Annotated in this window: 12 protein-coding genes; 4 read left to right on the plus strand and 8 right to left on the minus strand. The window is 63.6% G+C overall.

Going from position 1 to position 15,147, the window contains the following annotated elements:
* Positions 1-41: 41 nt before the first annotated feature.
* Both gltA and gltX read right to left on the minus strand, forming a co-directional pair.
* Entirely contained in the window at positions 42-1,343 is a 1,302-nt protein-coding gene (gene gltA / locus RCO31_RS13705; RefSeq protein WP_308968960.1) for a citrate synthase, read from the minus strand.
* Between the two features lie 151 nt (positions 1,344-1,494).
* On the minus strand, positions 1,495-2,919 hold the full coding sequence (gene gltX, locus RCO31_RS13710) for a glutamate--tRNA ligase (protein WP_308968961.1): 1,425 nt from the start codon (positions 2,917-2,919) through the stop codon (positions 1,495-1,497).
* A 144-nt stretch (positions 2,920-3,063) separates the two neighbouring features.
* Here gltX and RCO31_RS13715 point away from each other — a divergent pair, with 144 nt between their 5' ends.
* Both RCO31_RS13715 and RCO31_RS13720 read left to right on the plus strand, forming a co-directional pair.
* Complete coding sequence (locus tag RCO31_RS13715; RefSeq protein ID WP_308968962.1) at positions 3,064-4,743, plus strand: glutamine--tRNA ligase/YqeY domain fusion protein; 1,680 nt, start codon at positions 3,064-3,066, stop codon at positions 4,741-4,743.
* Between the two features lie 56 nt (positions 4,744-4,799).
* The gene (locus RCO31_RS13720; RefSeq protein WP_374991477.1) at positions 4,800-7,088 is read left to right on the plus strand and encodes a ComEC/Rec2 family competence protein; all 2,289 of its coding nucleotides are present in this window, start codon (positions 4,800-4,802) and stop codon (positions 7,086-7,088) included.
* A gap of 4 nt (positions 7,089-7,092) precedes the next feature.
* On the opposite strand, the gene lexA is transcribed toward RCO31_RS13720, so the two are convergent.
* The 6 genes from lexA to RCO31_RS13750 all read right to left on the minus strand — a co-directional run bounded on the left by lexA (position 7,093) and on the right by RCO31_RS13750 (position 13,611).
* Positions 7,093-7,791 (minus strand): transcriptional repressor LexA, encoded by a 699-nt coding sequence (lexA, locus tag RCO31_RS13725; protein ID WP_308968963.1) that lies wholly within the window; start codon positions 7,789-7,791, stop codon positions 7,093-7,095.
* 225 nt (positions 7,792-8,016) lie between these two features.
* Complete coding sequence (glp, locus tag RCO31_RS13730; RefSeq protein WP_308968964.1) at positions 8,017-9,225, minus strand: gephyrin-like molybdotransferase Glp; 1,209 nt, start codon at positions 9,223-9,225, stop codon at positions 8,017-8,019.
* Positions 9,226-9,229: 4 nt separating this feature from the next.
* Positions 9,230-9,733 carry a cyclic pyranopterin monophosphate synthase MoaC gene (gene moaC, locus RCO31_RS13735; protein ID WP_308968965.1) on the minus strand — a complete coding sequence of 168 codons (504 nt, stop codon included), beginning with the start codon at positions 9,731-9,733 and terminating at the stop codon, positions 9,230-9,232.
* Positions 9,734-10,555, minus strand: a complete 822-nt coding sequence (gene trpC / locus RCO31_RS13740) for an indole-3-glycerol phosphate synthase TrpC (protein WP_308968966.1) — start codon at positions 10,553-10,555, stop codon at positions 9,734-9,736.
* Between the two features lie 16 nt (positions 10,556-10,571).
* Positions 10,572-11,585, minus strand: coding sequence for an anthranilate phosphoribosyltransferase (gene trpD / locus RCO31_RS13745; RefSeq protein ID WP_308968967.1), 1,014 nt, complete (start codon positions 11,583-11,585; stop codon positions 10,572-10,574).
* Between the two features lie 103 nt (positions 11,586-11,688).
* Positions 11,689-13,611 (minus strand): SurA N-terminal domain-containing protein, encoded by a 1,923-nt coding sequence (locus tag RCO31_RS13750; RefSeq protein WP_308968968.1) that lies wholly within the window; start codon positions 13,609-13,611, stop codon positions 11,689-11,691.
* Positions 13,612-13,814: 203 nt separating this feature from the next.
* Between RCO31_RS13750 and tpiA the strand changes: the two genes are divergently transcribed.
* Both tpiA and secG read left to right on the plus strand, forming a co-directional pair.
* Positions 13,815-14,573: a triose-phosphate isomerase gene (gene tpiA, locus RCO31_RS13755; protein WP_308968969.1), complete on the plus strand. Its 759-nt coding sequence runs from the start codon at positions 13,815-13,817 to the stop codon at positions 14,571-14,573.
* Between the two features lie 129 nt (positions 14,574-14,702).
* The gene (gene secG, locus RCO31_RS13760) at positions 14,703-15,107 is read left to right on the plus strand and encodes a preprotein translocase subunit SecG (protein WP_308968970.1); all 405 of its coding nucleotides are present in this window, start codon (positions 14,703-14,705) and stop codon (positions 15,105-15,107) included.
* Positions 15,108-15,147: the final 40 nt, after the last annotated feature.

Raw genomic sequence — 15,147 nt, forward strand, 5'->3', positions numbered from 1 at the left:
CGGCGCCAATGGCGCCGGCCCTGACTGTGGACCTGCGTCCGTTATTTGCGCTTGTCGAGCGGGATGTACTGTCGTTCGACGTCGCCCGTGTAGAGCTGGCGCGGGCGGGCGATCTTGTAGTTCGGGTCGTCGATCATTTCCTTCCACTGCGCGATCCAACCGACGGTGCGCGCGACGGCGAACAACACGGTGAACATCGAGGTCGGGAAGCCAAGCGCCTTCAGCGTGATACCTGAGTAGAAGTCCACGTTTGGATAGAGCTTGCGGCTGATGAAGTAATCGTCGCTCAACAGAATCCGTTCGAACTCCAGCGCGACCTGCAGCACCGGATCGTTCTCGTGGCCGGTTTCCTTCAAGACCTCATGGCAGAGCTGCTGCATGATCTTCGCGCGGGGGTCGTAGTTCTTGTAGACGCGGTGGCCGAAGCCCATGACGCGGAAGAGGTCTTCCTTGTCCTTGGCGCGCTTGATGAAGGCCGGGATATTCTTCACGTCGCCGATCTCGGTCAGCATCTTCAGTGCCGCTTCGTTGGCGCCGCCATGCGCGGGTCCCCACAGGCAGGCAATGCCGGCCGCGATGCAGGCGAACGGGTTCGCGCCCGACGAACCGGACGAACGCACGGTGTTGGTCGAGGCGTTCTGCTCGTGGTCGGCATGCAGGATGAAGATCTTATCGAGTGCGCGCGAGAGGACGGGATTGACCTTGTACTCTTCGCAAGGCACGGCGAAGCACATCCGCATGAAATTCGACGCGTAGTCGAGCGAGTTCTGCGGATAGATGAACGGCTGGCCGATCGTGTACTTGTACGCCATCGCCGCCAGTGTCGGCACCTTTGCGATCATGCGCATCGAGGCGACCATGCGCTGATGTGGATCGTTGATGTCAGTCGAGTCGTGATAGAACGCCGACAGCGCGCCGACCGAGGCCACCATTACAGCCATCGGATGTGCGTCGCGGCGGAAGCCCTGGAAGAAGCGGGCCATCTGCTCGTGAACCATCGTGTGGTTCGTAACGCGGTTGACGAAATCGGCCTTCTGGGCCTTGTTCGGAAGTTCGCCTTCCAGCAGCAGGTAACAGGTCTCAAGAAAATCGCCTTGGGCGACCTGCTCGATCGGGTAGCCTCGGTAGCGGAGGATGCCGGCATCGCCGTCGATATAGGTGATCTTCGATTCACAGCTTGCGGTAGCCATGAACCCCGGATCGTAAGTGAAGATGCCAGCCTTGTTGTAGAGCGTCGAGATGTCCACCACGTCGGGACCCTCGGTGCCGTTCTTGACCGGGAAATCGTAGCTCTTGTTGCCAACCGTCAGCGTGGCGGTCTTGCTTGTATTGCTTGCGTCCATGGCTAATTCCCCGGATCGTTTTCGGTGGCTGATGCGGCTGAAGGTCGTCGCTGGAAGCGCGACCTTGGGCCGCGGGAAGGGCTCCGGTCACTTGCGTAGCTTATTGCCGTTTGCATCGCAAGATGGCTGAAACCCGGCATTTAACAGGCCTTTAACCGGACGACAAATCACCAAGCCGGGCGAGACATTCGTCCTTACCGAGCACCGCGAGCACGTCGAAAATTCCCGGTGACGTCGTACGCCCGGTCAGCGCTATGCGCAGCGGCTGTGCAATGGCACCGAGCTTGAGGGAACTCTGTTCGGCAAAGGTGCGGATTGCTGCTTCGGTTGTTTCGGCTGTCCACGGCGATACCTGGCTCAGAATGTTCTTCAAATCGCCGATCAGCTTGTGCGTGTCGTCGTTGAGCAGCGCCGATGCCTTCGCATCCATCGTCAGCGGTCGCGGGGCGAAGATGAACGCTGAACTATCGACCAGGTCGAGAAGGGTTTTTGCCCGCTCCTTCAGGCCGGGCATCGCCTGCAACAGCTGAGCACGGGAGTGATCGTTCAGTCTGTTCTGAATGTCGGAACCGTTCGGTACAAATTTCAGCACATCCTCGAACGCGGCGACGAGCGCGCGATCGTCGGAGTTGCGGATGTAGTGCCCGTTCAGGCTCTCCAGTTTCGCGAAATCAAACCGCGCGGCGGAACGTCCGACTGCCGGCAGATCGAATGCGTCAATCAGCTCCTGCGTCGAGAAGATTTCCTGATCGCCGTGGCTCCAACCGAGCCGCGACAGATAGTTGCGAAGAGCAACCGGCAAGTAACCCATGGCGCGATAGGCATCGACGCCGAGCGCGCCGTGCCGCTTTGAAAGCTTTGAGCCGTCCGGCCCGTGGATCAGAGGGATGTGTGCCATTATCGGCACCTCCCAGCCAAGCGCATCGTAGATCTGCTTCTGTCGCGCACCGTTGGTCAGATGGTCGTCGCCGCGGATGATGTGGGTCACGCCCATGTCGTGGTCGTCGACCACCACCGACAGCATGTAAGTCGGATTGCCGTCCGAGCGCAGCAAGACGAAATCGTCGAGGTTCTCGTTCTGCCAGACCACGCGTCCTTGCACCTGATCCTCGATCACCGTCTCGCCGGTGAGCGGCGCCTTCAGACGGATGACCGGCTTAACGTTCGGGCGCGCCTCCGACGGATCGCGGTCGCGCCAGCGGCCATCGTAAAGGCGGGTCTTGCCCTCGGCGCGCGCCTTCTCGCGCATCTCGGCCAACTCTTCCGGTGAGGCATAGCAGCGGTAGGCCCTGCCGGCCGCCAGCAACTGCTCGACCGCTTCACGATGTCGTGCGGCGCGCGCATACTGGTGGACAACCTCGCCATCCCAGTGAAGTTCCAGCCATTTCAGCCCGTCAAGGATCGCGTCGATCGCTTCCTCGGTCGAGCGTTCGCGGTCGGTGTCCTCGATCCGGAGCAGCATTTTGCCGCCGCGGCCGCGCGCGTACAGCCAATTGAACAGTGCAGTACGGGCGCCGCCGATATGGAGGAAGCCGGTAGGTGAGGGCGCAAAACGCGTGACGACAGATTTGGTCATTTACCGTGCGATAGTGTTGATTTAGGCGCTAGATAGCGTGGTCCGTGGCATAACAAAAGTGCTCGTTGCACCGCAGCGGGCTTGGCTCTCGGGGCTGGATTTGGCACATAGGCCTCTTATGAACGGAACTGGATCTGGCACGACATGGCGGCGGTAGCGGCAGAGGCGGACGCAGGGCGCGATTTCATCCGCGATATCATCGCTGCCGACCTGCAGAGCAAGCGGAATACGGGCGTCGTGACGCGCTTTCCGCCGGAGCCGAACGGCTACCTGCATATCGGCCACGCGAAATCCATTTCACTGAATTTTGGCGTCGCCGAGGAGTTTGGTGGCCGCTGCCATCTCCGCTTCGACGACACGAATCCGACCAAGGAAGAGCAGGAGTATATCGACGCCATTGAGGCCGATGTGCGCTGGCTCGGCTATGACTGGGGCCAGCATCTCCATTATGCATCGGATTATTTCGAGCAGCTCTATGAGTGGGCGGAGGACCTGATCCGCGCCAAGCTCGCCTATGTCGACGACCAGTCGCCTGAGGAGATGCGGCTGGCGCGCGGCACATTGACCGAACCCGGCAGGGACAGCCCCTTTCGTGACCGCTCGGTCGACGAGAACCTTGATCTATTCCGGCGGATGCGGGCGGGCGAATTTCCAAATGGCGCGCGCGTGCTGCGCGCCAGGATCGATATGGCTTCGGGCAACATCAACCTGCGTGATCCCGTCTTGTACCGGATCCTGCATGCTGAGCATCCGCGCACCGGCAAGACGTGGTCGATCTATCCGAGCTACGATTTCGCACACGGTCAGTCGGATGCGATCGAGCACATTACCCACTCGATCTGTACGCTGGAATTCGAGGACCATCGGCCCCTGTATGAGTGGTTCCTCGATAAGCTTCCAGTGCCGTCGAAGCCGCGGCAGTATGAGTTCGCGCGCCTCAATCTCACCTACACGGTGCTTTCCAAGCGCGTGCTGACGGAGCTTGTCCGCGGCGGCCATGTCTCGGGATGGGACGATCCGCGCATGCCGACCCTCGCCGGGCTCCGACGCAGGGGGGTACCGCCGGCCGCGATCCGCGATTTCGTCAAGCGCATCGGCGTCGCCAAGGCCAACAGCGTTGTCGACGTCGGAATGCTGGAGTTCTCGATCCGTGAGGTTTTGAACAAGACCGCCAGCCGGCGCATGGCGGTCCTGCGACCGCTGAAGGTCGTGATCGAGAATTATCCCGAAGGCCAGGTCGAGGAGCTCGAAGCGGTCAACCACCCGGACGACCCCACGGCCGGCACCCGTCGTATCAGCTTCGCCCGTGAGCTCTTCATCGAGCAGGAAGACTTCATGGAGAATCCGCCGAAGAAGTTCTTTCGGCTCTCGCCTGGCAATGAGGTTCGTCTGCGCTACGCCTACTTCATCAAGTGTCATGACGTGGTGAAGAACGCGGCTGGCGAAATCGTCGAGCTGCGCTGCACCTATGATCCTGCGACACGCGGCGGCAACGCGCCGGATGGGCGTAAGGTGAAAGCGACGTTGCACTGGGTCGCTGCCAACAGCGCGGTGCAGGCCGAGGTACGCGTTTACAATCAGCTCTTTGCCAAACCGGCGCCGGACGTGGCGAATTTCGCCGCCGACCTCAATCCCAATTCGCTCGAGGTCCTGAGCGACGCCAGACTTGAGCCATCGATTGCGGAGACGAATTCATCCGAACCGATGCAGTTCGAGCGTCAGGGATATTTCGCGCGCGACCCGGGCTCCAAGCCGGGCCGTCTTGTCTTCAACAGGACAGTCGGATTGCGCGACACATTTGCGAAGGAAGTTGGCAAGAGTTGATTGCTGTTGCGGAAAGCCGCGGGGCTTAGCCACAGTCACGCGTTGCGGAGTGCGTTGTGGTCCAGTGGGGCAGGGGCAGGAGCAAGGTCGAGACCTGGCTTCCCGACGTCGCATGGCGACGCCGCAGGGATTGGCCATGGCTCGATCGCGCAGGTGCACGCGCAGTGCGGATCGCCGCCTGGATCAAGAGCCAGCTCGTCGTCGAAGCGGCGCAGGGCCGGCTTTTCCCGTGGCTTGCCGTCGCATTCGGTGCGGGAATTGCGACCTATTTTGCAGCCGATCGCGAGCCAATCGTATGGATCGTGCTCTTGGTTGCAGCCGTGTTCGTCGTCGCTGCATGGCTTGCGCGGCGATCGCGCTATTTTGCGCTCGCGGCTCTCGCAGCCGCTGCTGCGGCAGGTTTCGCCACTGCCAGCCTGAAGACTGCGCGGATCGAGCACGGGGTACTGGCGCGGCCGATGTTCGCGGTTACGCTCGCAGGTTTTATCGAGGTGCGCGAAGAACGTGAACGCAGTGACCGCTTCGTGCTGCGCCTCGACCGGTTCGAGCCTGCGCGGGTCACGACCGACACACTGCCCAAGCTCGAGCGCGTCAGGCTGTCGGTGAAGAAGGGGACTGCGCCTGCAGTGGGCAGTTACGTCGAGTTGAAGGCGCGTCTGTCGCCGCCCTTCACCGCTCTGCGCCCGGGCGGCTACGATTTCGCACGCGACATCTACTTTCAGCGTATCGGCGCGTCGGGTTTTGTGCTCGGCGCGATCAAGCCGCTTGCCGCGCCGGAGAGCGGCGGCTGGTGGCTTGGCTATGCCGTCGCGATCAACAGCATGCGCGATGCGATCGATGCACGCATCCGTCAGACACTGTCGGGTGACGCCCGCGCGATCGCGACGGCGCTGCTCACGGGCAAACGGGACGCGATCACCTCGCCGGTCAACGAGGCGATGTACGTATCGGGCCTAGGCCACATCCTGTCCATCTCTGGCTATCACATGGCGCTCGTCGCCGGCGCGGTGTTCTTCGTGCTCCGCGCGCTACTGGCGCTGATCCCGTCGTTGACGGTCGGATTTCCGATCAAGAAATGGGCCGCCGCCGCAGCGCTTGTCGCAGCCGCGTTCTATCTGTTGCTGTCCGGGGCGGAGGTCGCAACGCAACGGTCGTTCCTGATGACAGCGGTGGTTCTCATCGGCGTCATGGTGGACCGCCGCGCGATCACTTTCCGGACACTTGCGGTCGCAGCGATGGTCGTGATGCTTCTTGCACCCGAAGCCGTGGTGCATCCGAGTTTCCAGATGTCATTTGCGGCGACGCTCGGTCTTGTCGCGCTCATGGATCGCGACCGGCCGCTGTTCTCTACCGCAGATCATTCGGGCGCGGCGCGTGCGGCGCTTTGGGGCGCGCGCGAGGTGGCGATCCTTGCTCTCGCTTCGCTGATCGCCGGCCTTGCCACCATGCCCTACGCGGCGTTCCACTTTCATCGCGCGACGCCCTACGGCCTCGTGTCGAACCTGCTGGCGATGCCGATCGTCTCGGGAGTCGTGATGCCGGCGGGGTTGTTCGGACTGCTGGCGATGCCGTTCGGATTTGACGGCGTGTTCTGGAGGTTGATGGATCTGGGCATCGGCTGGATGATCTCGGTCGCGCAATGGGTGGCCGCACTGCCGGGCGCCGTCGGGCGGGTCTCCGCCTTCGGCATGCTACCGCTGCTGCTCGCGACCTTGGGCCTGATCGTCATCGCCCTCATGCGCACGCCGTTGCGCTGGTGCGGCGCCCTGCCGATACTGATCGGAGCTGCTCTGGCGCTCGTCACGCCGCAGCCAGATGTTCTGATCGCCAGCGACGGACAGAGCGTCGCGGTGCGGGGGAGTGACGGGAAGCTGCGTTTCATGCAGACGAAGAAGGATGCTTTTGCCGTCAAGGACTGGCTTGCCGCCGATGCCGATGCCCGAGGGGCTGGCGACGCGACGCTTGCGCACGGTGCGCGATGCGACGCCGCCGGCTGCGCGGTACGAACAGCCAATGGAGGCTACGTCACGATCGCACAGCGCCTCAATGCATTTGCGGATGATTGTGCGAAGGCCGCGGTGATCGTCACGGCACTGCCGCCGCCTGCGGGCTGCAAGGCTCTGGTGTTCGGACAGGATCGCTTGAATGAAACAGGCAGCGTCGCGCTCTACGTCCGCGACGGCGCTTTCGTGGTCGATGCCGTCAAGCCTCCCGGAAGCAGCCGGCCGTGGGCGCGTCGTGCCCAAGCTACCAGCGATTCCAACGATGCTGCGGTCCGCCAGCCGACGTCGCGTCCGACCGACGCGACGCCTTCCGTCGACAGCCTTTCGCCGGAAGATCAGTAGACTTTCAGTAGCGACGGAAGATGCTGACCAGCTTACCCTGGATGCGCACGCGATTCGGCGGCAGGATGCGGACCTCGTAAGCGGAGTTCGCAGGTTCGAGCGCAATCGATGCGCCACGGCGGCGGAAGCGCTTCAGCGTGGCTTCCTCCTCGTCGATCAGCGCAACGACGATGTCGCCGGTGTTCGCGGCCTCCGTCTTCTGGATCATCGCCACATCGCCGTCGAGGATGCCTGCCTCGACCATCGAATCACCGCGCACCTCGAGCGCATAGTGGTCGCCGGAGCCGAGCATTTCGGGAGGCACATTGATGGTGTGGCTGCGCGTCTGCAGTGCCTCGATCGGCGTACCCGCCGCGATCCGGCCCATCACCGGGATCGCGACCGGACGGCCGCCTTCATCCTCGGAGACCGAGCGGACCTTGCCGAGATGGCCTTCGATGACGTTCGGGGTGAAGCCACGCCGCCCGTTTCCGAAGTTGCCGGCCGCCTGTTCGGGCAGCTTGATCACTTCGATGGCGCGCGCACGGTTGGGCAGGCGACGGATGAACCCACGCTCCTCCAGAGCCGTGATCAGGCGATGGATGCCCGATTTCGAGCGCAGGTCCAATGCGTCCTTCATCTCGTCGAAGGAGGGCGGGACGCCCGCTTCCTTCAGCCGCTCATTGATGAACCGCAGAAGCTCGTATTGTTTGCGCGTCAGCATCGTCGGCGAATCCCCCGAAATCTGTCATGGCCGGCCAATGTCCGTGGGGGACCCGCCGGCCTCAAGGCCGTTTCCGATTGTTCTCCGGTTCCGATCTTTCGACTAAACCTAGAAACAAATCATGAACGAACACTATATGTTCCATATGTGTTCTGCAAGCCCTTAATTTCTGGTCAACGGAGATGGATTTTGGAGAAGGATTTTGGGTCGCGCGACCGCGCCAGATCATGAGGGGAGTCTTAGCACCCTGCATGGTGCGCCTGCGGTGGCTGCCGGCGCGTGTGGCGGCCGGATGATAAGTGCATCGGCACGGCTGAGATTGGCGAGCAGGGAGCTGTCCTGGTGGCCCACGGGGGTGGCCAGAGGAGGGGCTCCGTGACGTTCCTGTAACGAGGCGCGCAGGTAGTCTTCGCGTAAGTCGTTGGCGGGCGTGTCGGTCCCCAGGACTGCGTCCTCGAGCGGCCAGGCGGTATCGGTCCGGCCGGTCAGCGTCCGAATCAGGGGGGCCAGGAACAGGATCGCGCAGACATAGGACGAGACCGGATTGCCCGGCAGACCCAGCACGCGAAGCGCGCCACGCCGCCCATGCATCATTGGCTTTCCCGGGCGCATGGCGATCTTCCAGAAGGCGATCTCCACGCCCTCGCTCTGAAGCGCCTGTTGCACCACATCGTGCTCGCCGACCGATGCGCCGCCGGTCGTCACCAGGATGTCAACGCCGGCATCGATCGCCTGCCGGATCGCCGCCGCTGTCTCCGCAACGGTGTCACGCGCGATGCCGAGGTCAATGACGTCCGCGCCCTCGTGCCGCGTCAGCGCCCGCAGCGCGTAGCCGTTCGAATAGACGATCTGGCCTGGAGCCGGCGCATTCCCCGGCATCACCAGTTCGTCGCCGGTTGCAAACAGCGCCACCTTCGGTTTCCGATGCACCGGCAGTGTCGCATGGTTCATCGATGCGGCGAGCGCGAGATCGCGGTCCAAGAGACGGTGCGATTTTTTCAGGAGTATCTGGCCGGCGCGAAAGTCGATCCCGGCGCGGCGGATATGTTTGCCAGGGGACGCGGCCTCGTTGACCGTGACCAAGTCGCCGTCACGCGTCGTGTCCTCCTGGATCACCACAGCGTCCGCGCCGTTCGGGATCACGCCGCCGGTGAAGATCCGGACCGCTTCGCCGGCCTGCACGGGGCGTGCAAATGGCCGGCCGGCAGCGACCTCGCCAATGACCTTCAGCTTTGCCGACAACGTCGCGTCCGCCGCACGCACCGCGTAGCCGTCCATGGCCGACATGTCGTCGGGCGGCTGGGTGCGCAACGCTGCCAGATCGCGCGCAAGCACGCGCCCGAACGCCTCGTCCAGCCCGACCTGTTCCTCAGCAAGGCCGGCTGCTCCGTCGAGCACGGCATTCAGCGCGTCCGCGACCGGCATCAGCGCCATGGCGTCACTCCTTCGCTTTGAAATGCCCCGACTTGCCGCCCTTCTTCTCGACCAGGCGGATGCCTTCGATGCGAATGCCCCGGTCGGCGGCCTTCACCATATCGTAGATCGTCAGACATCCGATCGAAACGGCGGTGAGCGCCTCCATCTCGACGCCCGTTTGACCTGATACCTTCACGGTGGCGCGCACGCGACAGCCCGGAAGCTTGCTGTCCGTTTCGATGTCGACCTCGACCTTCGACAACAGCAGCGGGTGGCAGAGCGGAATCAGCTCGTGCGTCCGCTTTGCCGCCATGATCGCAGCAATGCGTGCGGCGCCGAGCACGTCGCCTTTCTTGGCGTCGCCCTTGACGATCAACTCGAGCGTTGCAGGTTGCATGACCACCGCGCCTTCGGCGACGGCGATACGCTCGGTTGCGGGCTTTTCTGAAACGTCGACCATCCGCGCTTCACCCTTCGCATCGATATGCGTCAGCGATCTCTCGTTCGCTGAAGGGCCGCGCGGCATCTAGCGCGTTCCTGTCGTTTGCGGCGCGCCGGGGTGCGCGAGCAGGGCGCGCGTGGCTGCCGCGACGTCCGCCTGGCGCATCAAGCTCTCACCGACAAGGAACGTGGAAACGCCGACGCGCGCAAGCTGCGCGAGATCGGCCGGCGTAAAGATGCCGCTTTCGCCGACGGCAATACGATCTTTCGGAATCAGCGGCGCGAGTGCCTCGCTGGTTGCGAGCGTCGTCTCGAAGGTGCGCAGGTTGCGGTTGTTGACGCCGAGCAGCGGCGAGCGCAGCTTGCACGCGCGTTCGAGCTCGGCGCGGTCATGCACTTCCAAAAGCACGTCCATACCGAGCGCGAGACTTGCGTCCTCGATGTCGCGGGCCGCCGCGTCGTCGAGCGCCGCCATGATGATCAGGATGCAGTCGGCGCCGTACGCGCGGGCCTCCATCACCTGATAGGTATCGTACATGAAATCCTTGCGCAGCACCGGTAGCGAGACCGCTGCGCGCGCCGCCGTCAGATAGTCGAGGCTGCCCTGAAATGAGGGCCCGTCGGTCAGGACCGACAGGCACGTGGCGCCTCCAGCTTCGTAGGCGCGTGCGAGCTCCGGCGGATCGAAGTCTGAGCGGATCAGGCCCTTCGATGGCGAGGCCTTCTTGATTTCAGCGATCAGCGCGTAATCGCCGCGCGCTAGCACGTTGCGGATCGCGTCGGCGAAACCGCGCGGGGCGGGTGCCGCGCTGACCGCGGCCTCGAGCTCGATCAAAGGGCGCGCACGCTTGGCGCTCGCGATCTCTTCGCGCTTATAGGTTTCGATTTTCGTCAGGATATCGGCCATCGCTCTTAAAGCTATGTCACGTGTTTGAGACCGCAACGAGGCGACTCAGGCGATCGAGCGCCGCGCCGCTGTCGAGCGACTTGGCGCCGAGCGCGACGCCTTCCTTGAGGTCTTTCGCCTTGCCGGCGACCACGAAGGCTGCAGCAGCGTTCAGCAGCGCGACATCGCGAAAGGCGCCCGTCTTGCCCTCAAGTACGCCGCGCAAGGCGACAGCATTCGCTGCCGCATCGCCGCCCTTCAGCGCACCGCCGTTCGCGCGCGAAAGCCCGGCGTCTTCCGGCGTGACCTCGAAGCTGCGGATGTGGCCGTTCTCAAGCGCGCAGACCGCGGTCGGCCCGGTCAGCGTGATCTCGTCAAGGCCGTCAGAGCCGTGCACCACCCAGATCGACTGGGCGCCGAGATTCTTCAGGACTTCCGCGAGCGGCTGCACCCACTGGCGTGAGAAGACGCCGACCATCTGCCGTGTCACGCCCGCCGGGTTCGACAACGGTCCGAGCAGATTGAAGATCGTACGGGTGGCAAGTTCGACGCGGGTCGGGCCGACATTGCGCATCGCGGGATGATGCGCCGGCGCGAACATGAAGCCGATGCCGGCCTCGCGGATGCAGAGGCCGACCTCCTCAGGCGTGAGTTCTATCTTGACCCCAAGCGCGGCGAGCACGTCGGCGGCGCCGGATCTCGACGAGAGCGCACGGTTGCCGTGCTTCGCGACCGGCACGCCCGCGCCCGCGACGACGAAGGAGGCGCAGGTCGAAACGTTCACCGATCCGGAGCCGTCGCCGCCGGTGCCGACGATGTCGATCGCATCGGCCGGCGCCGAGACCGTCAACATCCGCGCACGCATAGCCGATACCGCGCCGGTGATTTCCTCGACGGTCTCGCCGCGCACACGCAGCGCCATCAGCAGGCCGCCCATCTGCGATGGGGTGGCTTCACCGGACATCATTCGATCGAAGGCGATGGCGGCCTCCTGCCGCGTCAGTGCCGCTCCGGTCGCGACCTTGCCGATCAGTGCTTTCAGATCATCCATTGCGCCCAGACCCAAACCCAACCTCTTTCAGGCAGCGCCCAATGCCGCCCTGACGGGTCATAAAGCATGTTCCGGCGGAGAGGAAAACCGCCGCACTGGAAGATCAGTTCGCCGCCTGTGCGCCGGTGGCCTGCGCCAGCGCGGCCTCGTTCACCTGCGTGCCGAAATCCCGCTCAAGTCTCTGAACGAACTGGTTCACCTGTTCCTCAGCTTGCGTGCGCTGGACATTGTCGCGCAGCGCCTTGATCTCGGCAGAGGTAAGGTCGACCTTCGGCTCGACGATATCGGTGACGACATAGACAACGCGCTGTCCCGCCTGCGCGCCGTCGGACTGTCCGGCGTCGCCCTTGTTGGCGGCAAAAACGGCTTCGACGCCATTGGCGCTCATGCCTGGAACATTCGCTCCGCGTTTGAAGGAGGCGGCGGTCTCGACCTTGAGGCCGGCGGCCTGGGCCAGCTCGGCGAGCTTGCGTCCCTTCTGGAGCTGCTCAACCATCTCGTCGCTCTTGGCGCGCAGCCGCTTCTCGATCTCGTTGTCGCGCCAGCGGGCAATGACCCGATCCTTCACTTCGTCGAGCGTGCGGTCGCGCGACGGCGTGACGTTAAGGACATCGTACCAGACATAGCCGGAGTCGCTTGGGCCGCGATTGATCTGCAGCGGATCGTTGTCGGAGCCGACGTCGGCAGTGAATACCGGCGTCACGATATCCAGAGTCGGCGGCAGGCCGGGGACCGGTTTGCCGTCCGGTGCACGTCCCGAGCGGTCCATCGCTTCGATGGTCGTGACCGGCAAGCCGACCTTCTTTGCTGCCTCGATCACGCTGGCGCCGCCGCCGCGCTCGTCTTCCATCTTGTTGTAAACATCGCGCACGGTGGCGCGGGCGCGCTCAAGTGCGATTTCGTTCTTGATCGACTGTGCCACCTTGTCGAACGACGCGGCGACGCCGGTCTCGATCTTCGTGACCTTCGTCAGCACCACGCCGAAGCGGCCGACGACGGGCTGACTGATCTCGTTTTCAGGAAGCGCGAATGCGGCCTCCGCCACTGCGGGATCAAGGATGCCGGACTTTGTCACCGTGCCGAGATCGTAATCGCTCGTCGAAAGCCCGCGTTCCTTGGCCAGTTGCTCGAACGACGTGCCGCTGGTCAGCTTGGCACGGGCGGCATTTGCTTCCTCGGCGGTCGGAAACACCATCTGCAGCACATGGCGCTTTTCGGCGGTTTCGTATTTCGCCTTGCTCGCCTCGAAAACCTTGCGCGCCTCATCGTCCGAGACCTCGGTCCATTTGGCCTGGTCCTGCGGCGTCAGCACCACCACGGCGACTTTCCGGAATTCCGGCGCGCGGAAGAGCGCCTTGCGTTCGTCGAAGTAGCTTGCGAGCGCTTCGGGCGAGGGCTCGCCGACATTACCCGCCTGTGCGGGGCCAAGCTGCACGTAGTCGATCGAGCGCAGTTCGTCCCGGTAGCGGAGCAGGGCGTCCAGCAGCGCCTTCGGCGGCTCGACTCCGCTGCTGATGGTCGTTGCAATCTGCCGTCGCACAGAGAGCTTGCGCTGCTCGGCAATGTAACGCTGCTCGTTGTAGCCAACCTGGCGGATGAGCTGCGCAAACCGCTGCGGATCGAATTTGCCGTTCACGCCTGCGAAGGTCGGGTCGCTGTGAATGAGCCGGACGATCTCCGCGTCCGATTGGCCGAGGCCCATGCGGCGCGCCGCCTCGTCCATCACCGAATCGGCAAGCCACTGCTGCAGCACCTGCTGATCGAGACCGAATGCGCGCGCCTGCGCGGACGACATCGGCCGGCCGATCTGCCGGCCGATCATCTGCAGCCGCTCGTTATAGAGCTGCCGGAACTGATCGATCGATATTTCGGAATCGCCGACCTTGGCGACCGTGGACTGGCCAAATCCCCTGAAAACGTCGGCAACGCCCCAGATGGCGAAGGAGAAAATGAGAACGCCCATCACGGAGGCCATGATGGTTTTGCCAAGCCAGCCCGATGAGGCCGTGCGAATTCCTCGAAGCATTAGATCCAGTCGTCTGATGGAGTGAAAGCGACGCCCTATGCGATATCGCTATGATTGATCTGCATAATAAAGATGCCTTGCGCCAGCCGCAACCAGGGGCAAAACGCCGCTGGCGCCACCTCGGTGTTGTGTTGGGGACACTGGCGGATTCGAGCCCTCTCTGGTACGGCCGAATTACCAATAGTTAACGGGACCGACAAAGCATGGCCGGACGCAAGAGCCGCCCGCTGATCGCGGGCAACTGGAAAATGAACGGGTTGGCGGCCTCGGCCGCCGAATTGCAGGCAATCATCGCAGCCTCGGAACCGCTCGCCGCCAAGGCCGATCTGTTGATCTGCCCGCCGGCAACACTTGTCCAGGCGTTTGCAACCCGCGCACGGGGCTCCGTCGTCGCGGTCGGCGGGCAGGACTGCCACCCGGCCGTTTCAGGTGCGCATACCGGCGACATTTCCGCCGAGATGCTGAAGGACGCCGGCGCCTGGTTCGTCATCGTCGGCCATTCGGAGCGGCGTGCCGACCATGGCGAGACAGATTCGCAGGTGAACGCGAAGACCGAAGCAGCGTGGCGCGCGGGCCTCACGGCGATCGTCTGCGTTGGCGAAACGCGCGCCGAACGGGACAGCGGCAAGACGCTGGAAGTCGTTGGCCGCCAGCTTGCGGGGTCAGTGCCGGACGGGGCAACGACAGAGAACCTCGTGATCGCCTACGAGCCGGTCTGGGCGATCGGCACCGGACTGACACCGACCGTCAAGGACGTGGAACAAGTCCATGGTTTCATTCGCGAAAAGCTGACGGCGCGGTTCCCGGCCGAGGGAGCCGCCATTCGCATCCTCTATGGCGGATCGGTTAAGCCCTCGAATGCTGCCGAACTGCTCTCGATTGCCAATGTCAACGGCGCGCTGATCGGAGGCGCCAGCCTGAGGGCCGCGGATTTCCTTGCGATAGCTGCGGCTTGTCCCTAAATCGGCACGAGCGCGGCGGGGTGGCAATCGCAACCCCGATCGTGTAGAGACCGCGCAAATTTAAATCGTCAGTGGTCAAAGAAAGCCGTTGCGCGCGGCGGCCATGAGGCCTTGCGCCGGACAGGATCGATGCAAACCGTCATTATCGTCATCCATCTCATGATCGTCGCCGCGTTGATCGGCGTCGTGCTGCTGCAACGCTCCGAAGGCGGCGGCCTCGGCATGGGGTCAGGCGGTGGGAGCGGGTTCATGACCGGGCGCGGCACCGCAAATCTGTTGACGCGCACCACAGCATTTCTCGCCGTCGGCTTCTTCCTCACCAGTCTTTTTCTGTCGTGGCTCGCCGGTCTCGACCGAAAACCCACATCGATTTTGGATACGACGACGCCGGCCGCGCCCCAGAGCCAGCCCGGCTCGCCGGCGCCGCCGCTCAGCAGTGGCGGTTCGGGCGGCGTGCTCGACGCGCTGCGTCAGCAGGAACAGCAGCAGAAGCAGGCGCCGTCTGGTGGTCCACAGGTTCCGCAGTCGCAATAGCACAGCCGCCTTGCAACGCCCGTGCGGCGGGATTATGTGA

Origin of the sequence: Bradyrhizobium sp. LHD-71 (genome assembly GCF_031157255.1) — a bacterium.
Classification (GTDB): Bacteria; Pseudomonadota; Alphaproteobacteria; order Rhizobiales; family Xanthobacteraceae; genus P52-10.